We start from the raw sequence: 23,902 nt of genomic DNA on the forward strand, positions 1-23,902 counted from the left end.
ATGGCCCGCCCCGCCCCGCCCTCCCGCCCCGCGCCGTCCGCGCGGCCGTTTCTGCGGCCGCCCCGCCCCGCCCGGAGCGCCGTGCGCGCGGCCGCCGCGCTCGCCGCCGCCGTCGCGCTCGTCCTGAGCGGCGTGCTCCTCGCCGTCGCGCAGCCGGCCGACCCTGCGCCGCGGGCGGGGCGGGGCGGCGTCGAGTTTTTGCACCTGGGCGTCGAGCAGGGGCTCCCCAACGCGGCCGTCACGGCGGTCACGCAGGACTCGCTCGGGTTCGTGTGGATCGGGACGCTCGACGGGCTCGTCCGCTACGACGGCGTCGGGACGCTGGAGCTGCGGCGGTCGTCGGGCGAGGCGTCGGTCCCGAGCAACGTGGTCCAGGCGCTCGCGCCGGCCGGCGACGGCGGCGTGTGGATCGGGACGGCCGGCGGGCTCGCCCGGTTCGACGCCCGGACCGAGCGGGTCCGCCGTGTCGCCGGCCTCCCCGCCCCCGACGTCCGCGCGCTCGCGCCCGACGGGCGGGGCGGCGTCTGGGTGGGGACCGAGGCCGGCCTCGCGCACGTCGACGCGGCCGGCGCGGCCGAGGCCGGCGCGGGCGCCCCGGCCGTCGCTGTGCGCGCGCTCCTCTCGGACGCAGACGGCGGCGTGTGGATCGGGACGGCCGCCGGCCTCCTCCGGCGCGACGCCGAGAGCGGCCGCGTCCGCCAGGTCGCCGCCGACGTGGCCGTCTCGGCGCTCGCCGCGCGCGGGCGGGGCGGCGTCTGGGTGGGGACGCTCGGCGAGGGCCTGTTCGCGGTCGCGGGCGGGGCGGGGCGGCTCGCGCCGGTCGGCGTCGGCCCCGGCCTCTTCGCGTCGGACGTGACGTCGGTGTGGGAGGACGCCGACGGCGTGGTCTGGGTGGGCACGATGGGCGGCGGGCTCCGGCGGATCGGGCCGGACGGCGCGGCCACGGTGTACACGGCGGCCCTCGACGACCCGGCCTCGCTCGCCAGCGACGAGGTGACGGACCTCTACGAAGACCGCCAGGGCGTGCTCTGGGTGGCGACCTACGGCGGCCTCGACCGCTTCGACCGGGCGCGCGACACGGCCACGCGCCTCCTCCACGACGACCGCCGCCTGACGTCGCTCGCCAGCAACACGGTCCGCGCCGTGCTCCCGGCCGCCGACGGCACGCTCTACGTCGGCGCCGGGCGTACGCTCGACCGGACGACCGACGGCCAGACGTTCGCGCACACGCCCGTACCGGGCACCGGCGACCGCGCCCGCGTGACGGCGCTCCACCAGGACCGCGCCGGGACCGTCTGGGCCGGGACGCCGGGCGGCCTCTTCCGCGTGACGCCCGACGGCCTCGACCCCGCCCCGCTCGCGGCGCCGGGCGGCGCGCCGGCGGTGACGGCGCTGTTCGAGGCGTCCGACGGCCGGTTCTGGGTGGGGACCGCCGCGCGCGGGCTTGCGCTCTACGACCGCGACACGGGCGAGGCCCGCTGGGTCCGCCCCGCCCCGCCCGGCGCGGGCGGGCAGAGCGGAGTGGGGCAGGCCACGTCCGGGCCGAGCGGGGCGCCGCGCGTCCGGGCGATGGCCGAGACGGGCGACGGCGCGCTCTGGGTGGGCACCGACGCCGGCCTCTGCCGGATTGGGCGGGGCGAGGCGCTCGCGTGCCCGCCGGAGGTCGCGGGGCAGACCGTCTACGCCCTCCACGCCAGCGGCGGCGCGCTCTGGGCGGGCACCGACGCCGGCCTCGTGCGCCTGGGCGGGGCGGCCTCGGGCGGGGCGAGCACTACGCGCTACACGGCCGAGGCGACCGACCTCCCGGGCGACGACGTCTACGCCATCGTCCCCGACGAGACGGGGACGCTGTGGCTGGCCACGAGCGGCGGCGTGGCCCGCTTCGAGCCCGTCACCGAGACGTTCGCGCCGCGCCTGGGCGGCGGCGGGACCGAGCGGACGCTGAACACGGCGGCGGCGCGCGGGCCGGACGGCCGCCTCTACTTCGGGGGCACGCGCGGGCTGCTCGCCTTCGACCCGCAGAGCCTCCGCGCCCGCAACGCCACCCCGCCCGACGTCGTCGTCACCGGCGTCGACGTGGCCGGGCAGCCCGTCGAGCCCGGCGGCGGGACGCTCGACGCGGCCGCCCCGCTCGCGCGGCGCGTGACGCTGGGGCCGGACCAGGACTACCTCACGATCCACTACGCCGGCCTCCACTTTTCCGACCCCGCCCAGAACACGTACCGCGTCCGCCTCGACGGGCTCGACGACGACTGGCGCCCGGTCGGCCGCTCGCGTGAGGCGTCCTTTACGACGCTGCCGCCGGGCGACTACACGTTCGAGGTCCAGGCCGCGAATGCCGACGGCGTGTGGAGCCCGCGGGCGGCGTCGATCGGCGTCGTCGTGCGCCCGCCGTGGTGGCGGACGTGGTGGGCGCTGGCCGGGTTCGCCGCGCTCGGCGTCGTCGGGCTGGTCCAGGCCGACCGCTGGCAGCGGGCGCGGCTGCTCCGCCGCGAACGCGAGCGGGCCGAGCACCGCGAGGCCGAGCTCCGCGCCGAGACGGCCGAGGCCGAGCACCGGAAGGTCCAGGCCGAGCTCGAACGTGCCCGCGAGGTCGAGGAGGCGAACGCCAAGCTGGCCCAGGCCAACGCCCAGCTCGAGGCCGCCAACGAGCGGCTCGAGGCCTCGATCCAGGACCTCCAGGCGACGCAGGCCCAGCTCGTGCAGTCCGAGAAGCTGGCCTCGCTCGGGCAGCTCACGGCCGGGATCGCCCACGAGATCAAGAACCCGCTCAACTTCGTCAACAACTTCGCCGACCTCTCGATCGACCTCGCCGCCGAGCTCCGCGACGAGATCGCCGACGCCGCCGCGGCCGAGCCGCCCCGCCCCGCCCGCGACGTGCTCGCCGACGTCGAGCCGCTCCTCGACGACCTCGCCGACAACGCCCGCCGCATCCACGAGCACGGCCAGCGGGCCGACCGGATCGTGCGGGCCATGCTCCTCCACAGCCGGGGCGGGGCGGAGGAGCGCGCGCGCGTCGACGTCAACCGCTTTGTCGAGGAGTACGCGAACCTGGCCTACCACGGCGCCCGCGCCAACGACTCGGGCTTCACCGTGGACCTCGTCCGCGAGTTCGACGAGGCGGCCGGCGAGGTCGAGGTGGTCCCGCAGGAGCTCGGCCGCGTCCTCATCAACCTGCTCGCGAACGCGTTCCACGCCGTCGCCGCGGCGGGCGGCGACGGCGGGGCGGTCACGGTCCGCACGCGGCGCCTGGACGGCGAGGGCGGGGCGGGCGAGGGCGGGGCGGTCGCCGTCGAGATCGCCGACAACGGGACGGGCATGCCGGAGGCCGTCCGCCGCCGCGTGTTCGAGCCGTTCTTCACCACCAAGCCGTCCGGCGAGGGCACCGGCCTCGGCCTCTCGCTCGCCCACGACATCGTCGCCCAGGTCCACGGCGGCGAGCTCGCGGTCGAGAGCGAGGAGGGGCGCGGGACGACGTTCACCGTGACCCTCCCGGCCACCCCGCCCCGGCGCCCCGACGCGCCGGCGGCGTAGCTTGCCCGATTGCGCACCCCGCCCCTTATGCAAAGCCTCTGGAGGAGCCTGCTCGGCGGCCGGACCGAGTCGTCGGAAGACGCCCTGCTCGGGTCGGTCCCCCTGTTCGAGGACCTCTCGGGCCGCGAGATCGACGCCGTCCGCCGCCTGCTCCACCGCCGCGACTACGTCGCCGGCGAGTCCGTGTTCGTCGAGGGCGAGCCCGGGCTGGGCATGTACATCATCGCGCGCGGCGTGGTCTCGATCCAGTCGGAGCCGACGGGGCGCGAGCTGGTCGAGCTGGCCGACGGCGACTTTTTCGGCGAGATCGCCCTCCTCAACGAGGTCATCCGCACGGCGACGGCCCGGGCCAAGACCGACTGCCACCTCCTCAGCCTGTTCCAGCCCGACCTCCTCAGCCTCCTCGACCGCAACCCGCGGCTGGGCGTCAAGGTGCTCCTCGCGCTCTCGCGGCTCGTCGGGCTCCGGCTCGTCGAGGTGTCGGACGAGGTCGAGGAGCTCACGCGCGAGTGCGACCGGCTCCGCGAGGCCCAGGAGGCCGGGCGGGGCGGGGCGGACGAGGCGCCGGCCGCCGATGGTTGAGCGCCCGCCGCGCCGCGCGCCCGCCCCGCCCCCAGCGGCGCGCGCCGCCCCGCCCAGCCGGCTGAGCACGTGGGCCGCGCTCGCGGCGCTCGCCGCCCTCGTCCTCGTGCTGTGGGCGGCCCCGGACCTCGCCGGCCTCGTCGTGCTCGGGGCCGTGCTCGCTTACCTGCTCGTCCCGGTCGTCAACGCGCTCGAGCGGCGGGGCGTGGGGCGGACGGCGGGGTCGGTCCTCGTGCTCGCCGTGATCACGGCCGCGCTCGTGGCCGTCGCCGTGCTGGCCGTGCCGGTCGTGTTCGCGCAGCTCACGTCGCTCCAGGCTCGGTGGGACAGCGGCGAGCTCCTGGCCCTGGTCCAGGACGTCGAGGCCCGCCTGGCCGCCCGGCTCTCGGTCGTCGAGGCGTCCGACCTCGGGCTGGTCCGGTCAGTCCAGGCGGCGGTCCACCCCGGGGGCGCGGCGCTCGTGGACTACGTCCCGACGGTGCTCGAGGCCGTGGGGACGTCGGTCGTGGTCCCGTTCGTGCTGTTCGCGCTCCTCAAGGACGGCCCGGTCCTCCGGCGCCGCGTGCTCCGGATCGTCCCCAACCGCTACTTCGAGTTCGCCATGACCGTCGCCTTCAAGGCCGACGCGCACCTGGGCGGCTACCTCCGCGGGCAGGCGCTGATCGCCCTCCTCGTCGGCGTCTCGACGACGATCGGGCTGGGGCTCCTGGGCGTCGACTACTACTTCGTGCTCGGATTCGTGACCGGGCTGGCCAACTTCGTCCCCTACGCCGGGTTCGTCGTCTCGGCCGGGCTCTCGGTCCTCGTCTCGGTCGTGACGACGGGGGGCATGGGCGGGGTGGTCCCGGTGCTCCTCCTGTTCGCCGTGCTCCAGACGGTCGAGAACGTGGTGTTCCAGCCGTGGATCACGGGGAAGAACGTGTCGATGCACCCGGCCCTCGTGCTCATCGCCATCCTGGTCGGCGGGCGCGTGGCCGGCGTGTTCGGCATGGCGCTGGCGGTGCCGGCGGCGGCCGTGCTCAAGGTGTTCTTCGTCGAGACCGCCGTGAGCCTCCGCCGGTACCACCTGTAGCGACCGCTTTTCCGCCCCGCCCCATGCCCGCCCCGCCCGATCTGGCCCGCCTGACCGTCCGCTTCTGGGGCGTCCGCGGCTCCACGCCGACGCCGCAGGCGGGGTGGCTCGGCGTCGGCGGCAACACGTCGTGCGTCGAGGTCCGGGCCGCCGACGGGACGCGCGTGGTGCTCGACGCGGGCACGGGCGCGCGCGGGCTGGGCTACGCGCTCGCGGCCGAGGCCGCCGGCGGGCCAGGCAAAACCCACGTGCTCCTCTCGCACTTCCACTGGGACCACCTCCAGGGCCTCCCGTTTTTCGCCCCGCTCTACATCCCGGGCCAGACGGTCCGGTTCTACGCGGCGACCGGAGCCGACCGGCTCCGCGGCCTCCTCCGCGCGCAGATGTCGCCGCCGTACTTCCCAGTCCCCTTCCCCGAACTCGCTGCGGCGATCGAGACCGTCGAGGTCGAGCCCGGCGTCCCGTTCCAGGTCGGGTCGATCACAGTCCGTCCGTTCCCGCTCTTCCACCCCCAGGGCTGCCACGGCTACCGCGTCGAGGCGGGCGGGGCGGCCGTCGTCTACGCGACCGACTATGAGCACGGGTCGCCGTCCCACGACGAGGGCCTCCGTGAGGTGGCGCGCGGCGCGGACGTCCTGATCTCGGACGCCCAGTACACGGCCGACGAGTACGCGCTCCGCGAGGGCTGGGGCCACACGACGTGGAGGCACGCGGCAGCGCTCGCGGCGGACGCCGGTGTCCGCCGCCTCTTCTTGTTCCACCACGACCCGGCCCACGACGACGCCGCGCTCGCGCGCATCTGCGAGCAGGCCCGCGAGCGGTTCCCGGCGACGGACCTGGCGACGGAGGGGCTGGTGGTGCGGGTGTGAGGGGTGGAAAGTGGAAAGTGGAAAGTGGAAAGTGGAAAGTGGAAAGTGGAAAGTGGCGCGCGCGGGCGGGGTGGCGCCGTTTTGTTCCGCCCCGCCCCGCAGGGCCGGCGAGCGGCGAGCAGCGGGCGGGGCGGCCCTGCCAGCGTGGAGGTGGACCCGAGGCGACGGGTAGTCCCCCTCCTGAACAGGAGGGGCTAGGGGTGGTTGTCGGGTGGGCGGGGCGGTCTGGCCCAGCGCCGCCCCGCCCATTGCCGCCCCGCCCCATCCGTGACGTGTCGCCGGGCAAATGCGGACACCACGGGTGATGTCCCTACGGATCCGGGCCGTCGTGCCCGCCCCGCCCATCGTGCCCTGCCCACGGGCGACCGCCGGTCGCCCCTACGGCTCCGCCCCGCCCGCGGTGTGGGGCGGGGTGGTGCATCTTGCGCCCGCTGCCCGCCATGCGCCTCCTGTCCTACCTCCTCGGTCTGGCCGCCCTCGCCGGCTGCGCGGGACCACCCCGCCCTCGCCGGCTGCGCGGGACCACCCCGCCCGCGCCGGGACCGCTCGGGGCGGTGTGGGTGCCTGTCTACTCGCTCGACGCGCGGCCGCCGCCGCGAGTCCGCCTGGTCGCCGGCGTTTCTCGCGTCGGAGGCGACGCGCCTGGGCCTCGCCTAGCCGCGGGAGCCGCCCCGCCCCCGGCGCGAGCGGGGTGGGGACGAGGCGGCCACCCCGCCCCAGCGCTACGGCGTGTGGCGCGGGCGGGGCGGTTAGGCTCCTACACGCCTACGCGCCTGCTTCACCCTGCCCCGTCGCCCGCCACGGCTGCCCCGACGCTCGCGCGTGCCCCGTCGCCCCCGACCGTGAGGACGCGCTGGCGCGGGAGGTAGGCCCCGTCGTCGAGGTCGCGGAGGAAGGCCACGAGCTCCTCGCGGAGCGCGCAGTGGAGGTCCCACGCCGTCGACGGGTCCTTCGCGCTGCACGTGGCCCGGATCTCGACCGTCTCGTCGGTCATGCCCGTGACCAAGACCGCCGGCTCGTTCTCGCCGTCCCAGTCGTCCGACGCCCGGAGCAGCTCGTCGAACTTGTCGCGGACGCGGCCCACGTCGATTGTGTAGTCGGCGTAGAGGTAGATGGGCTTGACGAGGTGGGCGTTGCGGATCGTCCAGTTCTCGAACGGGTGCGTGATGAGGTGGCGGATGGGGACCACCAGCCGGCGCTGGTCCCACGTCTGGATGAGGACGTAGGTGTAGGTCACGTCCTCGACGTAGCCCCAGTCGCCGTCGTAGACCACGCTGTCGCCGATGCGGACCGGCTTGGCGAGCGCGATCTGGACGCTGGCGACGATGTTGCCCAACACCGGCTGCGCCGCGATGCCGAGCACGACCGTCGCCACGCCGGCCGAGGCCACGAGCGAGAATCCGAGGGCCTGGAGCGACTCGAACTGGCTGAGCACGATCCCCAGCGCGAACGTCACGAGCACGAACAGGAGCACCCGGCGCCCGACCGAGAGGTAGGTCAGCCACCGCTGCTCGTCGGTCTTCTCGTCGCCCGAGAGCTCGGAGATGTCGTCGACGCCCTGGCGCCCGGCCACGTACTCGGAGAGCGCGCCGATGGCCCGCATGGCCAGCCACACGAACGCGACGACGGCGGCCACGAGCAGCGCCGTCGTGACGACGGCCGGGAGCGAGAGCACGGCCGTGGCGAGCAGGTAGAGCGCGAGCAGCCCCCCGAACACAGCGACGGGCGTGGCGACGCGCTCCGCGATCTCGCGCGCCCAGTCCGCGTCGGACCCCTCCAGCCGGCGCTTCACGAACCGGCGGACGGCCCACGCCAGGAGCGCCACGAGCATGGCCCCGAGCGCGAGCCCCAGCCACGCCCACAGCGGCGTCTGCCCCAGCACCTGCGTCCGCGCCCACGCCGGCACCGCGCGGTCGACCGGGCCGGGGCCGTACCGCCGGAACAGGGCCGGCACGTTCTCGACCGTCTGCGCCGAGACCACCCAGACCGGCGCCGCCCCGCCCGCGCGAACCCGCTGGAGGCGGAGGGCCACGTCGCGGCCGTCGAGGTCGAGCGTGCCCAGGCGGAGGCTCCGGCGCGGCTGCCCGAGCAGGGCGTCGTTCGACCCCGTCGACTCGGTGCTCGCCCCGTCTGGCCGGTCCGGCAGCCCCTCCCAGTCGAACCCGAGCTGGGTGTCGAGCACGTAGAACAGGTGCTCGGCCAGGAGCGGGGCGGCCTCAGCCTGCTCGTCGGCCGGGATCAGGTTGAGGTTGAGGGCCTGCGCCGCCTCGCCGAACCGCTCGGCCCGCCCCGCCCGCACAAAGTGCTCGAGCGCGGCCTGAGGCGTCTGGAGGTTGGCCGGCTCGTCGGGCGCGTCGAGGCCGGCGTTGAGCGCGTCGAGCTGGTAGTACGCCTCGGCGTAGTCTCCCAAGGCGCCCGACGCCGTCGAGAGCCGCGACGTGAGGGCCTGGGCCGAGACCGAGTCCGGCGCCGTCGCCGCCGAGTCGGCCGCCGGGACCGGCGCGTCCTGGGCCGAGGCCCCCAACGCGAGGACGAGCAGGAGCGGGAGGAGAGGGCGCATGGGGCGGGCGGGGTGGGGGGGCACCGGCACCAGGGTACGGGAGGGCCGACGGGCGCGTGCAAAGGGCGGGCCTGTTTGCCGCCCCGCCCCAAGAGGTTCGGAGTCGTTTGGTTCAGGGTGGGCAGCGGCTGGGCGGGGCGGCGAGCACCTCCCGGACCACCGCCCCGCCCCGGCCTTCGCGGGCGGGGCGGGTCCTCGCCGGCGGGCAACCCCGAACCCCGGCCTCCGCCCCGCCCGGCCGTAGCTTCCCGCGCCCCCGGACCCCCGCGATGCAGACCGACCTCGCCCCGCCCCCCGACGACCGCGCCACGCGCAAGCTCTACGTCGCCGTCGCCGGCAACATCGGCGCCGGCAAGAGCACGCTCACGCAGATCCTGGCCGACGCCTTCGGGTGGCGCCCGTTCTTCGAGTCCGTCGACAACAACCCGTACCTCGCCGACTTCTACGAGGACATGCGCCGGTGGAGCTTCAACCTCCAGGTGTTCTTCCTCTCCAGCCGGTTCACGCACCAGAAGGAAATGGAGGCCGAGGCCGGCTCGGTCGTCCAGGACCGCTCGATCTACGAGGACGTCGAGATCTTCGCCCGCAACCTGGGCGACATGGGGCTCATGGACGAGCGGGACTACGAGAACTACGCCGACCTGTTCTCGATCATGACGGCCTACCTCCGCCCGCCGGACCTCCTCGTCTACCTCCGCGCGAGCGTGCCCACCCTCGTCAGCCACATCCAGAGCCGCGGGCGCGCCTTCGAGTCGTCGATCCGGCTGGACTACCTCGAGCGGCTCAACGAGCTCTACGAGGACTGGATCGACCGCTACCCGCACCCCAAGATGGTCGTCGAGACCGACGACCTCGACTTCGTCAACGAGGACGCCGACCGCTACGAGATCCTGAGCCGGATCGAGAGCCGTCTGTTCGGCCTCTTCCCCGTCGGGACGTAGGGCGCGGGTCCGATGCGCGTGAGCCCCCGCCCCGCCCGCTACGAGGTGCCCTCTCCCGTGGGGAGAGGGACCGGGTGAGGGGTCTTCGAGACGCCCCCGCCCCGCCTCGGCGAGCCGCGGGCGGGGCGGGGCGGGGCGCGCTCCTGCTCGCCGCGCTGTTCGCGTTCGCCCTTCCCGCCCGCGCGCAGACGCCCGACTCGACGGCCGCCCCGCCCGCGGCGCCGCCGCCCGTGACCGAGCCGGCGCCCGAGGCGACGCCGGCCGACTCGGTCGAGGTGGGCGGGGCGGCCGTGCTGCCGCGCCCGTCCGTGGCCCCGTTCGGGCCGGCGCCGGGGCGGCCGGTCACGCCGGTCCCCGCGCTCACGGCCGCGCTCGCCGTCGAGACGCTGCTGGCCGACCGGCCCGGGGCGTTCGCCTACGCCGCGAGCGCACCGGGCCGCGTGGGCGGCGTCGCCTTCGACGGGCTCGGCCTGGACCTCCCCGCCCTCGCCCTCGACGGCCGCCCTTACACCGACCCGTTTACGGGCGCGCCGCGCTACGACCTGCTCCCGGCCGCCGCCGTCGGCCCGCTCCGTCTCGTCGGCGCCGCGTTTGGGCGGCCGGGCGGGGTGGCCGCGGCCGTCCGCCCGTTCCGGCTGGGCGTGCCCGTTACCGAGATCCGGTACGGGGCGGGCGGGGAGGGCGTCCAGCAGGTGAGCGGGACGCACGCGCAGACGCGGCGGCCGCCGGCGTTCCTCCGCGGCGGCAGCGACGACGCCCGCCTGACCGGCACGCTCCACGTCGCCAACCGGCGCTCGAACGGCGTCGCGGCCGGCGGCACCCTCCGCCACCTCGACGTGCTCGGCCGGCTCCTCCTCACGCGGCCTGGCTTGGCCGCCGAACTCGGCGTGGTCCACGCGGACCGGACGGTGGGCGCGCGGCTGGGCGTGGTCGCGGCGGCGGGTCGGGATCCGTTCGACGGCCTGTTCCTCGAAACGGCCGCCGTCCCCGACGCCGCCGCCACGCGGCGGACGCTCCGCACCGAGGCGTGGGCGCGGGCGCGGCTCCCCGTCTTCGGCGCCACCCCGCTCGACGTGGGCGGGGCGGTCGCGTTCCAGCGCCTCGTGGTGGGGGAGGGGCAGGCCGACACGCTCCGCCTCTCGGGCCGTCGCCTGACGGCCTTTGCCGAGCAAGCGGGCCGCGCCGGCGCGCACCGCCTGAGCCTCCGTCTCGACGTCGTGGCCGAGGGCGCGGCCCGGAGCCGCCTCGTCGCCCCGGGGCTCCGCGTGGAGCGCGACCGCGACGACGCGCGGCTCGACCTCCACCTCGCCCTCCGCGACTCGGTCCGCCTGGGGCCGCTCGCGCTCGCGGCCGAGGGCGGGGCGAGCCGGCTGGGCGGCGCGCTCGTGCCGACGGCCGCTCTCCGCGCCGAGGCCGGGCCGCTCTACGCCGACGTCCGCTACGGCGGACGCGCGCGGGCGCGCGTCGACGCGGGCGGGCTGGCGGGCCGGTTCGAGCCGTCGCCCGGCGACGGCGAGCGGGCGCTCGCGGCCGAGGCCGGGCTCGCCCTCCGCGGCGGCCCGTGGCGCCTCGCTCTCCGCGCCTACGGCGCTCGGCGGACGGGCGTCCGCGAGCTGGTCGCCACCGACAGCGCGGCCTTTGCCTTCGCGTTGGTCCCCGGCGCGCTCCGCGAGGGCGGGGTGGGCGTCTCGGCGGGGTGGCGCGAGGCGGCGCGGCGCGGGTTCTACGTCCGCGGCGAGGGCACGGCGCGGGCGCTCGCGGGCGCCGAAGACGGCCTCCCCGCCCGCCTCGACGCGGCGCTGCCGCGGGCGTGGGGCGCCCTCCGCGTCGGCGTCCGCGCCGAGGGCGTCGGCGACGGCGTGCTCGACCTGGATTTGGCGGCCGTCGGCCGCGCGTGGTCGGCGTTCACGGGCCGCCGGATCGAGCCCACCACCGGCCTCCTTGCCCTCCCCGCCCCCGCCGGACCGTTCGCCATTGCCCTCCCCGCCCAGGCGACGCTGGGGCTGGAGGCGACGGCCACGTTCAGCGAGCGGGCCTCGATCTTCCTCCGCTACGACAACGCGCTCGCCGAGCGCGTCACGACGGGCGCCGCCGTCCTCCAGGGCGAGCCGCTGGCCCCGCACGTCCTCCGCTTCGGCGTGTTCTGGGCGCTGCTGGACTGAGGGGCTCGCTCCGCTCGGGGGACTGGGGATGAGGGACTGGGGACTGGAGGGCGTGTGCGGGTGGAGGCCGGGATTCTCCACCCCGCCCTCGCCACGGCCAGGCCGGCGGGGCAGAACATCCGGGCGGGGCGGACGACACGGGGACCACTCGCCACCCCGCCCCCGCAGCGGGCGGGGCGGTGGGGCAGGACGCCCGGGCGGGGTGGGCAACGCGTGGACAACTCACCACCCCGCCCACCCAACGAGCGGGGCGGGGCGGTCATCTTCCCAGTCCCCAGTCCCTACCCCAGCCCGTAATGCGAGCGGACATTCGACCGCGCCTGCTGGACCTCCTTGAGCGTCTCCTTCAGCAGGTTCTGCTGGCTCTTGTTCAGCGCGTCCGGGTCGATGAGGTCCGTCGGGCGCTCGCCGATCTCGGCGGCCTGCATCTGCCCGCGGAGGTGGAGGTCGACGAGCGTCGTGAACGGGGGGACGAGCCCGCCGGCCGTCGGCGCGAGCGGGTGGTCGCTGGCCGCGACGTGGCGGAGCCGGTCGAACGTGTTCGTCGTGTCGAGGTAGCCCACGTCGAGCGCCATCGCCCGCGCCATGCGGACGACCGGGAGAAGGGTCCTCTCGCGGAGGTCGAGCCCGGTCCGCCCGCCGACCTCCTCGACCTCGATGCGCCCGAACGTCGAGAGCGGCATGTCGCCGCGCGTGCCCTGGCGCGCGAGCAGCCGCGCGAGCCGCTCGTTGGGGAGGTGGCCGCGGATCGTGCCGCGGAGCGCCTCGCCCAAGTCGTCGTCGCCCCACAGCACGCGGAGGTCGAAGCACAGCGCCGCCCGGGCCGTCGACTCGCCGTCGACGCCGGCCGACCACGTCTCGTAGGCGGCCTGCCACGCCGCGAGCGGCTGGCGGAACGGCTCGGCGCTCGCGTCGATCCCGTTCTCGGGATCCCCATAGCCGCACGTCTTGAGCGCGGCCACGGCCCGCGTGGCGAGCGTCCCGTAGTAAGTGGCCGCGCGCTCGGCGTCGCCCGAGGCGGGGTCGGCGTAGACGAGGCCGTTGTCCTGCCACGCCCGGAGCACGGACTCGCGGCGGCCGGCGGCCCCGAAGGCGAGCCACGCCCACGGCCCGTCGTAGGCGTCGGCGCCGAGCTCTTCGCGGAGATCGCGCTCGACCGTCCGCAGCACCTGCTGCTTGAGCTGGTCGTCGACTTCGGTCACCACGTCGAGGAGTTCCTCGGAGTGGACGCCCTGGTGGTAGAGCCGGTAGAGCCGGCGGTTGGAGTCGGCTCGGAGCGCGGCGAGCTCCTCGACCGACTGCGCCCGCTCGAGCCGCTCGGTCGTGGCGACGGGGTCGAGCCCGCGGTAGTGGCTCACGTCCTCGGCCGTCAGGAGCCCCCGGAGCCGCCCGCTCTCGGGGTCGACCACGACGACCTTGCGGATCCGGTGCCGCATCATGGTGCGGACGGCCGTGAACAGGCTCTCGTCGGCGCCGAGCGCGATCGGCGGGCGGTCGACGAGCGCCATCACCGGCTGCCCCGTGTCGCCGCCCGTGGCGAGCACGCGCTCGACGAGGTCGCCCTCGGTCACGACGCCGACCGGGACCTCGTCCTGGACCACGACGACGGCGTCGACCTCGACCTCGGACATGGTCTGGGCCGCCTCGCGGACCGTCGCCGACGTGCCGACGGTCGGGGCCGCCGCGCGGAGCACGCTCCCGAGCGTGGTGTCGAAGAGGAGGAACGCGCCTGAGGCGTCGATGTCGTCGTCGGCCGTGCGGACGTAGCGCTTGATGTCGGCGTCGAAGTAGGCCTTGAACGCCTCGTTCCGGTCGAGGAGCGCTCCGAAGCTGTCGGCCGCGATGAGCGCGCACGACGTCTGCTCGACGGCCCGGGCCTCGTACGGGAGCGCCCCGCCCTGGATCAGCCCGTACGACCCGAACTGCGACCCCTCGCCCGCCATGTCGATGGTCTTCCCCGTCTCGGCGGCCGTCAGCCGGACGAGCCCGGACTCGACGACGTAGAGCGCGCGGTGGATGTCGTCGCCCTGCTGGAGGATGACCTCGCCCGGCGCGTAGAGCTCGAGCGTCATCTTCTGGAGCAGCCCGCTGCGCTCGTCGTCGGTGAGGATGTCGAAGGGCTCGGACTCGGCGAGCAAGTCGGCGATGCGGGTGAAGAGCGACGAGGCCATGCGGTCGGGGCGGGGTGGCGGGCCGGGAGGGGGACGAGCTAGGACGCGGGCGCGTCGGTCCTGATCCCCCGCTGCCGCGCGCCCGCGTTCACGTCGGGAATCCGTCGCGCCCGCAGGACGCGGCCCGCAGGATCCGGGGGGCGGGGCGGCGGCGTTGCTCCCGGGAGCCCACCGCCCCGCCCATGCCCGCCGACTGGACCGACCGCCTCTGGGCGGCCTACGAGCGCGACCTGTTCGCCGCCCCGCCCGCCGACCGCCTCTTCAACCCGTACCGCGACGAGGACCCCGAGCACGACGCCGCCGGTCCCGCGGGCGGGGCGGCGGCCACGCGGCGGGCCAACCTCCGCGCCGCCCTCGACGCCGTGGCCCGCGCCGCGCCGGGCGGGCGGCCCGACGTGCTGGTGGTCGCCGAGGCGCCCGGCCCGTGGGGCTGCCGCTTCTCGGGCGTCCCGTTCACGAACGAGCGCCAGCTCCTCGACCCCGCGTTCCCGGTCGACGGGCAGCCGTCGTCGGCTCGGTTCGCGGCGACGGGCGAGCCGATCAAGGAGTACAGCGGGTCGATCTACTGGGGCGCCATGCTCCCGCACTGGGGCCGGTTCTGGACGTGGAACGCCGTCCCGCTCCACCCGCACAAGGCCGGCGAGCCGCTCACGATTCGGACGCCGGGCGTCCGCGAGGTCCGGCGGTGGCACGGCCTCTTGGCCGAGACCGTCGACGCGCTCCGCCCCGCCCGCGTGGTCGCCGTCGGGCGGAAGGCGGAGGGGGCGCTCCAGGAGGTCGGCGCCGGCCCGGTCTACGTCCGCCACCCGTCGCAGGGCGGGGCGACGCGGTTCCGCGAGGGCATCGCGGCGCTGTGGGCGGGGCTGGACGGGTAGAGCAGGGAGAGCAGGGAGAGCAGGGAGAGCAGGGAGAGCAGGGAGAGCAGGGAGAGCAGGGGGCGGGGCGGTCGGCGAAAAGTTCCGCCCCGCCCGGTGGCGCGCGCGGGGCGGGGCGGGAATCTTGCTCTCCCGCTCTCCCGCTCTCCCGCTCTCCCGCTCTCCCGCTCTCCCGCTCTCCCGCTCTCCCGCTCTCCCGCTCTCCCGCTCTCCCGCTCTACCTGCTCTCGCCCTCCCCGAACGCCGGCAGCGCGTCGACGAAGCGCCACCCCGCCCCGTCGCGGACGCAGCAGTACCGCGCGGCGCCGTTGTCGACGACGAGGGCGGGGGCGTCGAGGACGGCGTTGTAGCGGGCGAGCTGGTCGAACGTCTTCTGGCCGATGGCCACGCCCGGCGCCTTGCACTCGGCGAGCAGCCGCGCGCGCCCGTCGCGGCCGTAGGCGACCACGTCGGCGCGCCACGAGAGGCCGCGGTAGGCGAGCCCCTTCTCGACGGCCAGCAGGCCGACGGGGTAGCCCAGCGCCACGAGGTCGAGCAGGAGCTCCTGGCGGACCCGCTCCTCGGGCGTCAGCGCCACCCACCGCCGGCGGACCGGGTCGTGGACGAGCCGGCGCCCGCCGTCGTCGCGCGTGCGGAGGCCGCCCCGCCCGGGCGCCCCGCCCGCGTCCGCCCCGCTCACGCCTCCTGCCGGCGGACGAGCGCGCGGTAGGCCCCGACCCACTGGTCGGCGTCGCGCGTCATCTTGCTCACGTTGACGTCGGCAAAGCGGGGGACGAGGTCGAGGAGCACGGGGACGACCTCGTCCCATCTCTGGGCGACGAGGAGCTCTTCGAGCGACTCGGCCGTCCACCGCGTCCAGCGGTAGTCCTCGCGGAGCGCCTCGGCCTTTTTCCAGTAGCCGCGGTCGTCCCACGACTGGGCGCTCCCCTCGATCGTCCCCTCGATGCCGCGGAGGTGGAAGGCGAGGAACGCGGCGAGGTCCTTGGCCTCGGCGTCGAAGACGCCGGCGGCGAGGCCGGGGCGCTGGGCGAGCAGGCGGAGGGCCTCGGCGCACGAGCGGGTGTGCGCGCGGCGGCGCTTGGCCGGCGTGTCGCCGGCGTGGATGATGCGGGCCACGGGTCGTCGGGTCGGGGGGAGGCCCCAAGCTACGCGCCCCGGCCGCCGCGCCGGGCGGGGCGGCCGTGACGAGGGCGGGGCGGCCGCACGTCGCCGCCCCGCCCGGCGATCTTTCGGTGCCAGCGGGGCCGTGCCCTCGTTACACTCGCCGCCCCGCCCGCCTGCTCCGCCCGCCGTTGTCCGACTCCCGATTCTCGTCCCGCCGCGAGGCGCTCCGCTGGCTCGGCGTCGGCGCCGCCGGCGCCGCCCTGTCCGGGTGCGGCACCGCGTGGCGCCCGCCGCCCGCCCCGCCCGCTCGTCCGCCCGCCGGCGACGTGCCCGTCGCCGAGGCCGCCCCGCTGCCTGCCCCGCCTGCTGAAGCCGCGCCGCCTGCGGAGGCCGCCCCGCCCGCGGAAGCCGCCCCGCCCGCGCAGTCCCTCGTGCTCCCGCCGCGCCTCCAGCGGGGCGGGACGGTCGGGCTGGTCGCGCCGGCCGGCGTGATCGAGTCGGCGACCCAGGTCTCCGAGGCCATCCAGGACCTCCGCGCGCTCGGGTTCCAGACCCGCCTGGGCCGCAACGTCCTGGCCAAGCAGGGCTTCTTGGCCGGCACCGACGCCCAGCGCGCCGAGGACTTTATGCGGATGGTCGAGGACCCCGCGGTCGACGCCATCGTCGCCATCCGCGGCGGGTGGGGGGCCGCCCGGATCCTCCCGCTCCTCGACTTCGACGCGATCGCCGCCAACCCCAAGCCCATCGTCGGCTACTCGGACATCACGTCGCTCCTCGTCGCCATCTGGGCGCGGACCGGGCTCGTCACGTTCCACGGGCCGGTCGGCATCTCGTCGTGGAGCGACGAGGTGGTGGAGAGCTTTTTCCAGACCGTCGTCGACGGCGAGCCGCTCGCGCTCGCGCCCGAGACGCGCCTCATCCGGGACCAGACGCAGACGGTCCGGGGCGGGGTGGCCGAGGGGCCGTTCGTCGGCGGCAACCTCTCGGTCCTGGCCGCGCTCGCGGGGACGGGCTACCTCCCCAACACGGACGGGGCCGTGGTCTTCTTCGAGGAGGTGTCCGAGGAGGCCTACCGGGTCGACCGGCTCCTCACGCAGCTCGAGATGGCCGGCTTCCTCCGCGCCCCGGCCGCCGTCGTGTTCGGCCAGTGCGCGCGGTGCACCGACGGCGACTCGACGTGGTCCGCCGAGCGGACGATCCGCGAGCACCTCCGGGGCTACGACTGCCCGACCGTGTTCGGCGCCCCCATCGGCCACACCTCGCCGGTCTACACGGTTCCCGTCGGCCTCCCCGCCCGCGTCGACGCCGACGCGGGGACGGTCACGTTCCTGGGGTCGGCGGTGGCGTAGGCGGGGGATGAGGGATGAGGGATGAGGGATGAGGGATGAGGGATGAGGGATGAGACGCGGGGGCGGGGTGGTGCCCGTTTTGTTCCGCCCCGCCCGCGCACGACCCCGTAGGGGCGACCGGCGGTTGCCCGTTGCCGCCCCGCCCAGTGCCGCCCCGCCCGGTGCCGCGAACGCTTGGCGGGGCGGCGCGTTGACCGACGCCACCCCGCCCGCCGGACCGCCCATGACCGCCTCGTTCGCCGTCGACCCGTTCGCCCCTGGAGTCGCCCGAGTGCCCATCGGGTTCGTCAACGCCTACCTCGTCGGGACGCCGGGCGAGCCGTGGGTGCTCGTCGACACCGGCCTGCCGAAGACGGCGGCGCTGACGCGGGCGGCGGCCGAGGCCCGGTTCGGGGCCGGCGCGCGGCCCGAGGCCATCGTCCTCACGCACGGGCACTTCGACCACGCGGGCTCGGCGCTCGCGCTGGCCCGCGCGTGGGACGTGCCCGTCTACGCGCACCCGCTTGAGCTCCCCTACCTCACCGGCCGCTCGGACTACGCGCCCCAGGACCCGACCATCCCCGGCGCCATCTCCACCCTCAGCCGGCTCTTCCCGACGACCGGGTACGACTTCGGCGACCGCGTCCGCGCCCTCCCCGACGACGGCTCGGTGCCCGGCCTGCCCGGGTGGCGGTGGCTGCACACGCCGGGCCACACGGCCGGCCACGTGTCCCTGCTCCGCGACGACGATCGCCTGCTCCTGGCCGGCGACGCCTTTGCCACAATGGACCTCGACAGCTGGACGGCCCAGGTCACGAAGCCGAAGCAGATCGACCGGCCGCCGGCCCCGTTCACGCCCGACTGGGAGGCCACGCAGGCGAGCGTCCACCGCCTCGCCGAGCTCGACCCGACGGCGGTCGGAGCCGGGCACGGGCTGCCGATCACGGGCCTCAGCGTGGGCACGCTGCTGCGCGCCTACGACGGCCACGTCGAGGTCCCCGTCGGCCACCGCTACGGGCGCGCCCCGGCCGTCGCCGACGAGACGGGCATCGTGGCGCTGCCGCCGCCGGTGCCTGACCCGCTCCCCCTCAAGCTCGCCGCGGGTGCCGCCGCGCTCGGCGCAGCTCTCGTCTGGCGCCGCCGCGCCGGCTGGTAGCGCGGGCGGGGCGGCCTAACTCACACCGGGCTCGGGGTTCGTGAACGGTCCCTGCACGGGGTCGATGTCCCAGCGCCCCTCGGCGCCGTCGACGCCCGCGAGCGCCTCGGCCTTCCCGTCCTTCACCTTCGACAGAACCGAGAACGAGCCGTCGGACTCCAAGACGACGGCCGCTGTGTCCTCGACCGAGGCCGAGCTCGACGTGCGGATCGCGTTGCGGATCTCCTCGCGCGTGACGCGCTGGTCCCGCATGGCCCGCTCGATGTACTGGCCGTCGTGGAAGATGAGCGTCGGCTGCGACTTGATCAGCTTCTCGAAGCGGTCGGACCGGATGGAGAGCCAGGTGATGAGGGTCTGGAGCACGACGAGCGCCGCGATGGCTCCGACGCCCTCGGCCAGCGAGGCCGTCGAGAGCACGGTCGAGGCCAGGAGCGACCCGATGGCGACGGTCACGATAAAGTCGAACGCGTTCATCTTCGAGAGCGTCCGCTTGCCGCCCGCCCGCAGGACGACGATGAGGAGCGGGTAGATGAGGGCGGCCGTCAGGATCGTCTTGCCGAGCGACGTCCACGACTTGAAGAGAAAGTCCATGAGAGGAGGAGAGGAGGAGAGGAGGAGAGGAGGAGAGGAGGAGAGGAGGAGAGGAGGAGAGGAGGATGGGGCGGGCGCCGCAAAAAGTTCCGCCCACCCCGCCCGTCGTAGGGGCGACCGGCGGTCGCCCGTGGGCGGGGCGGTTCCGCCACGCGCGGGACACGGCCAGGGTCACCGCCCCGCCCAGTTCGTGAGGGCGGGGCGGTCTGGGACGTTCCCGCCCGTCGCCGCCCCGCCCACGTCCCGCAGCCCGACGGCGTTGCATGCAACGCCGCTACAGCCGCCGCCCCGCTCCGGCGTGGGCGGGGCGGTGGTCTTCCGCTGCCCGCTGCCCGCTACCACCCCGCCCGGCGGCGGCGGCCCGGCAGGCGGACGACGAGGCCGTCCATGACGAGGTGGCTGAAGTAGCCCACGACGGCGGCGCCGTAGAACGGGAGCCCCGCGAGCGGCGCGTCGGGCGCGAGGACCAGGGGCAGGGCCAGGAGCGGGCTCGGGATGAGCAGCATGGCCCACGTCGTGTGCGTCCACCCGCGGTGCTTCCCCAGCGCCGGAAGGATGCAGAACAGGCCGAGGTAGGCCGCCTCCTCGGTGTGCCGCGTCGCGATCAGGACCACGTCGACGACGAAGAAGATCGAGTAGAACAGGTTCTGCCCCTTCGAGTTGGTGTCGACGTCCGGCCACAGCCCGAACATCAGGCACAGGCCAAACAGAGCGATGGGGATGGCGACGAGTTCGAGGTCCGAAAACTGGCGGTACGCCTGGTCCACGGAGTAGACGAGGGCGAGCGCGGCCAGGTAGAGGCCGTAGAAGACGGTGGCGCCGGCGAGGTGTCCGCGGTATCCAGCCACAGGGCGGGGTGGTTCAAGGTTCGAGGTTCAGACGTTCAGGGTTCGGAGGGTCAGAACCCAAACGCCAGGGTACGGGCGGCGCAGAGCGTGCGGGCGGGGCGGGGCGGGGTGGACAACGTCGGGACAACGCGCCGCCCCGCCCTCGACGCCAGGGGCGGGGCGGCCCTCATCTTCCCGAACCCCGAACCCCGAACCCCGAACCCCGAACCCGCTACCCCCGCTTTGCGCGGCGGAGGAACCGGCCGAGCCAGGCGTCCGATTCGGGCAGCCCGAGCAGGTGGCCCAGCGCGAGGTAGGCCAGCCCGTAGACGGCGACGACGCCGGCCCCGTAGAGCCAGACCGGGAACGGGTCGGCCGGGACGAGCCACCGCACGGCCGCCGCGGGGATCGCCGCCAGCCCGGCCAGCCCGAGCATCCGCGCCGCCCCGCCCCACGGGAGCCGGAACGCCGGCTCGTGCGCCCGGAGCGCGCGGACGAGCCGCCACAGCTCGACCCACGCCCCCACCGCCGAGCCCAGCGCCAGGCCGACGGCGCCCAGCCGCAGCGGCTCGCCCTCGGACGGGATGCCCAGGAGCCCGCTCACGCTAAAGCGGTCGAGGTAGAACATGAGCGCGGCCCCGATGACAGCCGAGACCGCCACGCGCCAGACGGCGATCCGCGCCGGCGTCTTGGTGTCGTTGAGGGCGTAGAACGCGTTCTGCAGGAGCCGCCCCGCCGTCGTCGCGGTCATGCCCAGCGTGTAGGCCATGAGCACGAACGTGACCTGCCACGTGTCGTTGAGGTCGAACTGCCCCGTCTGGTAGAACGCGCCGACGACGAGCGAGCCGAACCCGAGGTAGCCCACGACCGTCGGGACGATCAGGTAGAAGATCTGCCGGACCGACCCCGACACGCGGCCGAGAAAGCGGTCGAGCTCGGCCTTCGAGATCCGGCTGAGCTCGGGGAGCTCGCTGGCCGCCACGCTCATCCCGAACAGCGAGATCGGCAGCAGGTACAGCGTCTGCGCGTAGCCGATCGCGCCCAGCGCGCCGGCGGCTACGAACGTCGAGAGCCAGAAGTCGAGGTAGCCCGAGAGCTGGTACGCGCCCCGCCCGAGCACAACGGGCACGAACGCGCGGATCGCCTCGCGCACGCCCTCGACGCGCAGCGACAGCCGCGGCCGGAACCCCTTCATCAGCTTCAGCGCCGTTGGGAGCTGGACGCCGAACTGGAGGATCCCGCCCACGATGCCGCCCACGAACACGGCGACGAGCAGGCGGCTGAGCGCGTCGGCCGGGACCACGTCGAGCGCGCCGATCCCCAGCGGGTCGTCGAAGTAGAGCGTCGCCCCGCCGAAGAGGGCCGCGATGAGGGCCACGTTCCACGCGACCGGCGCGAAGTACGACAGCAGAAACTTCCGGTGGCTGTTCAAGACGCCGAGCGCCCACGCGCTGAGCACCAGGAACGCCGTCATCGGGAACGTCAGCCGGACCACGCGGACCGACAGCTCGAAGCGGTCGACTACGATCGTCCCCGCCCGGAGCTTGTCGGCGTCGTCCAGAAACCCCGACGCGATGACGGCCACGAACGGCTCGGCGAGGAGCACGCCCAGGACGGCCGCGGCCGACGCGACGGCGGCCAGCAGCCCGAAGATGGCGCCGGCGAACCGCCCGGCCTCCTCCTCCCGGCCCTCCTCCAGCATCCGCGAGTAAATGGGGATGAACGACGCCGAGAGCGTGCCCTCGCCCAGCAGGTTCTGGAGGAAGTTGGGCGCCCGCAGCGCGAGCCGGTACACGTCGGCAAAGGCCCCGCTCCCGAAGAAGAACGCGACGGCCCGGTCGCGGACGAGCCCGATCACGCGGCTCGCGAAGATGCCGGCGGCCACGAGCAGCGCGCCGGAGCCCGCCCCGCCCGAGGCGCCCTTTTCACCCTGCCCCGCCCCGCCCTCGGCGTCGCTGGGCGGGGTGGCGCGCGGTGGATCGGCTGGGGGCGGGGCGGCCTCGGGGTCGACGTCGGCGGCCTCGGCCGGCGAGCCCGGCGCGGCGTCGGCCTCAGCGAGCGCCTCGGCGCCGGGGTCGGGCGCGCTCAGCCCGCTCGGGGCGAGCGCGTCGTCGGGCGACGGCTCGTTGGCTTCGCCGTCCCCTGCGGGGGTCTGCGGCTCCGCGACCGACTGCGGCGCCGGCCGCACGTCGTCGGGCCGCTCGGAGCCCGCCCCGCCCGGGCGGGGCGGCTCGCCTTCGGGGCGCTCGCTCACCGCTCGGCCCGGTCCGCGAGGTACTGCACCGCGAGCGAGTAGCCGGCCACGCCGAACCCGACGATCACGCCGGCGCAGGCGGGCGCCACCAGCGACCGGTGGCGGAAGCTCTCGCGGGCGTACACGTTCGACACGTGGACCTCGATGACCGGCACCGACACCGAGGCGACCGCGTCGCGGAGCGCCACCGACGTGTGGGCGTAGCCGCCCGGGTTCAGGACCACCCCGCCCCAGCCGTCGGACGCGTGGAGCGCGTCGACGAGGGCGCCCTCGCCGCTGTGCTGCTCGAACCGGAGGTCGACGTCGGGGAACCGCCGCCGAAGTCCGGCCTCGACGTCCGCCAGCGTCTCGGTGCCGTAGACGTCGGGCTCGCGGAGGCCGAGGCGGTTCAGGTTCGGTCCGTTGAGGACCAGGACGGGCGGGGCGGGCATGCGGGCAGCGGGGGGAGCCGCAAGGTACCGCCCTGCTCTGCCGCCCCGCCCGAGTCGGGAGCGGGGTGGGCCGAAACGAGCGAGGCCGGGACCCCCAGAGGAGCCCCGGCCTCGCCGGTCGAATCGTCCGCCCCGCCCACGCGGGCGGGGCGGATGCGTCAGCGCGCCACCGTGAGCCGGCGGGACTCGGCGAACGCCTCGCCCGACACGCGGACGACGTAGGTGCCGGGCGCGAGGTCCGCCCCGCCCAGCGCCACGCGCGCCGTGGCGCCCGGGCGGACGGCGCCGTCGAACGCGACGGCCATCTCGCGGCCGAGCACGTCGTACACCGTCACACGGACGGCCTGGGGATCGGAGACCGTGAGCTCGAGCGTGGCCCGGCCCGTCGACGGGTTCGGGAACGCATCGCCGATCGTCACGCCGGCCGACGCGGCCGGCTCGGACGAGACCGGCGGGGGAAGCGGGAAGGCGCGGATTGTGCCCGTCTCGCCCGTCGTCCCCGTGCTCGACAAGTTCGGGTCCGCCACGAGGATGCGGCCGTCGGGGAGTTGGGTAACGCCGAACGGGTTGATGAGGCTTGTCGTGATCACGTTGCTGACAGTCCCATCAGGGTTGTAGAGCACGAGGCTTTTGTCCGCCGTCACCGCGATCCGGCCGTCTGCGAGCTGCGTGAGCCCTCGGGGCGCCGACAGCGTCGCGAACGTCCCGAGGAGATTCCCATCGACGTCGAAGGCTAAGATCTTGTCGTCGGGGCCGTTGGGGTCCGTTGTGTTGCCCGCGTTCGTGCTCGCGACCAAAATGCGGCCATCTGCGATCTGGATGATCCCGTTCGGAGCGCTGAGCGGGGCAGTGGTAGTGTCCGCGAACACCGACCGCGTGCCGTTACTGATCCGGCTGATCCGGCCCGACCCGCCCTCTGTGATGAGGACGTCGTTGTTGGAGAGGAGGGTCAGGCCCTGCGGGTTGCTCAGGCCCGTCGCGAATAGAGTCGCGACCCCGTCCGAGATTCGCACGACCTGGTCAGGCTGGCGCCCGTTGTCCTCGTTAAAGTCGGCGATCAGCACGTCGCCGTCGGGGAGCTGGATGATGCCGGTGGGCGTGACGAGCGCCTCGCTCCCCGGGAACAGCGCGCCGCCGGCGGTCTCCTCGGTGACGATCGTGGCCTGGCCGCCGAACGCCTCCGTGACAACGACGCGGCCGTCGGCGAGTTGGGTGATCCCGAAGGGGGCGGCGAGGCCTGTCGCGTACTGCGCGCTGGCCGGGCCAGCCGCGAGGGCGAGCAGGGCGAGCATTGAGGCCGCGCGGGTCAGGGTTTGCCGGACGAGCGGGCGGGGCGGTGACAAAAAGGGCATAGAGGAAACCGTCGTGGTGGATCGGCGCAGGGCGCCAAAATGGAGGAGAGCCAACCCGCAAGGTAGATGCCGGATTCTGCGATGCACGGCCTT

18 protein-coding genes are annotated in these 23,902 nt (G+C 75.3%); 9 read left to right on the plus strand and 9 right to left on the minus strand.

Annotated features, from left to right (window positions below; translation table 11 throughout):
* From RQM47_RS04915 to RQM47_RS04930, 4 genes are read left to right on the plus strand one after another with little or no spacing between them, the layout of a single operon-like run.
* Positions 1-3,534 (plus strand): two-component regulator propeller domain-containing protein, encoded by a 3,534-nt coding sequence (locus RQM47_RS04915; protein ID WP_311662726.1) that lies wholly within the window; start codon positions 1-3, stop codon positions 3,532-3,534.
* 27 nt (positions 3,535-3,561) lie between these two features.
* Positions 3,562-4,116 (plus strand): cyclic nucleotide-binding domain-containing protein, encoded by a 555-nt coding sequence (locus RQM47_RS04920; RefSeq protein WP_311662727.1) that lies wholly within the window; start codon positions 3,562-3,564, stop codon positions 4,114-4,116.
* A complete protein-coding gene (locus RQM47_RS04925; RefSeq protein WP_311662728.1) occupies positions 4,109-5,188 on the plus strand; it encodes an AI-2E family transporter in 1,080 nt (359 codons plus the stop codon). Before RQM47_RS04920 ends, RQM47_RS04925 begins: the two co-directional genes overlap by 8 nt.
* A gap of 23 nt (positions 5,189-5,211) precedes the next feature.
* Positions 5,212-6,057: an MBL fold metallo-hydrolase gene (locus RQM47_RS04930; RefSeq protein ID WP_311662729.1), complete on the plus strand. Its 846-nt coding sequence runs from the start codon at positions 5,212-5,214 to the stop codon at positions 6,055-6,057.
* A gap of 778 nt (positions 6,058-6,835) precedes the next feature.
* On the opposite strand, the gene RQM47_RS04935 is transcribed toward RQM47_RS04930, so the two are convergent.
* A complete protein-coding gene (locus tag RQM47_RS04935; protein WP_311662730.1) occupies positions 6,836-8,617 on the minus strand; it encodes a mechanosensitive ion channel family protein in 1,782 nt (593 codons plus the stop codon).
* A gap of 269 nt (positions 8,618-8,886) precedes the next feature.
* Between RQM47_RS04935 and RQM47_RS04940 the strand changes: the two genes are divergently transcribed.
* A complete protein-coding gene (locus RQM47_RS04940; RefSeq protein ID WP_311662731.1) occupies positions 8,887-9,558 on the plus strand; it encodes a deoxynucleoside kinase in 672 nt (223 codons plus the stop codon).
* Between the two features lie 74 nt (positions 9,559-9,632).
* Complete coding sequence (locus RQM47_RS04945; protein ID WP_314007658.1) at positions 9,633-11,720, plus strand: hypothetical protein; 2,088 nt, start codon at positions 9,633-9,635, stop codon at positions 11,718-11,720.
* Positions 11,721-12,001: 281 nt separating this feature from the next.
* Here RQM47_RS04945 and RQM47_RS04950 read toward each other — a convergent pair whose 3' ends face one another.
* Positions 12,002-13,891 (minus strand): putative nucleotidyltransferase substrate binding domain-containing protein, encoded by a 1,890-nt coding sequence (locus RQM47_RS04950; RefSeq protein WP_314007661.1) that lies wholly within the window; start codon positions 13,889-13,891, stop codon positions 12,002-12,004.
* Positions 13,892-14,073: 182 nt separating this feature from the next.
* Here RQM47_RS04950 and RQM47_RS04955 point away from each other — a divergent pair, with 182 nt between their 5' ends.
* Positions 14,074-14,766, plus strand: a complete 693-nt coding sequence (locus tag RQM47_RS04955) for a uracil-DNA glycosylase (protein ID WP_314007664.1) — start codon at positions 14,074-14,076, stop codon at positions 14,764-14,766.
* Positions 14,767-14,983: 217 nt separating this feature from the next.
* Here the strand turns inward: RQM47_RS04955 and RQM47_RS04960 are convergent, their stop codons facing one another.
* Together RQM47_RS04960 and RQM47_RS04965 are read right to left on the minus strand one after the other, a co-directional pair.
* Positions 14,984-15,445 carry a type I restriction enzyme HsdR N-terminal domain-containing protein gene (locus tag RQM47_RS04960; RefSeq protein ID WP_311662657.1) on the minus strand — a complete coding sequence of 154 codons (462 nt, stop codon included), beginning with the start codon at positions 15,443-15,445 and terminating at the stop codon, positions 14,984-14,986.
* Positions 15,442-15,882, minus strand: a complete 441-nt coding sequence (locus RQM47_RS04965; protein WP_311662656.1) for a hypothetical protein — start codon at positions 15,880-15,882, stop codon at positions 15,442-15,444. Before RQM47_RS04965 ends, RQM47_RS04960 begins: the two co-directional genes overlap by 4 nt.
* Before the next feature lie 176 nt (positions 15,883-16,058).
* On the opposite strand from RQM47_RS04965, the gene RQM47_RS04970 reads away from it, so the two are divergent.
* Positions 16,059-17,219 carry an LD-carboxypeptidase gene (locus tag RQM47_RS04970; RefSeq protein ID WP_311662655.1) on the plus strand — a complete coding sequence of 387 codons (1,161 nt, stop codon included), beginning with the start codon at positions 16,059-16,061 and terminating at the stop codon, positions 17,217-17,219.
* 223 nt (positions 17,220-17,442) lie between these two features.
* Entirely contained in the window at positions 17,443-18,354 is a 912-nt protein-coding gene (locus tag RQM47_RS04975; protein ID WP_311662654.1) for an MBL fold metallo-hydrolase, read from the plus strand.
* A 15-nt stretch (positions 18,355-18,369) separates the two neighbouring features.
* Here the strand turns inward: RQM47_RS04975 and RQM47_RS04980 are convergent, their stop codons facing one another.
* The 5 genes from RQM47_RS04980 to RQM47_RS05000 form a co-directional block, all read right to left on the minus strand.
* Entirely contained in the window at positions 18,370-18,945 is a 576-nt protein-coding gene (locus RQM47_RS04980; RefSeq protein WP_311662653.1) for a DUF421 domain-containing protein, read from the minus strand.
* Between the two features lie 335 nt (positions 18,946-19,280).
* A complete protein-coding gene (locus RQM47_RS04985) occupies positions 19,281-19,793 on the minus strand; it encodes a metal-dependent hydrolase (protein ID WP_311662651.1) in 513 nt (170 codons plus the stop codon).
* A gap of 211 nt (positions 19,794-20,004) precedes the next feature.
* A complete protein-coding gene (gene murJ, locus RQM47_RS04990) occupies positions 20,005-22,026 on the minus strand; it encodes a murein biosynthesis integral membrane protein MurJ (RefSeq protein WP_311662650.1) in 2,022 nt (673 codons plus the stop codon).
* Positions 22,023-22,457: a type II 3-dehydroquinate dehydratase gene (gene aroQ / locus RQM47_RS04995; RefSeq protein ID WP_311662649.1), complete on the minus strand. Its 435-nt coding sequence runs from the start codon at positions 22,455-22,457 to the stop codon at positions 22,023-22,025. The genes murJ and aroQ overlap by 4 nt, the downstream gene beginning before the upstream one ends.
* Positions 22,458-22,615: 158 nt before the next feature.
* A complete protein-coding gene (locus RQM47_RS05000) occupies positions 22,616-23,809 on the minus strand; it encodes a T9SS type A sorting domain-containing protein (protein WP_314007667.1) in 1,194 nt (397 codons plus the stop codon).
* Positions 23,810-23,902 lie beyond the last annotated feature (93 nt).

Origin of the sequence: Rubrivirga sp. S365 (genome assembly GCF_032248475.1) — a bacterium.
Taxonomy (GTDB): Bacteria; Bacteroidota; Rhodothermia; order Rhodothermales; family Rubricoccaceae; genus Rubrivirga; species Rubrivirga litoralis.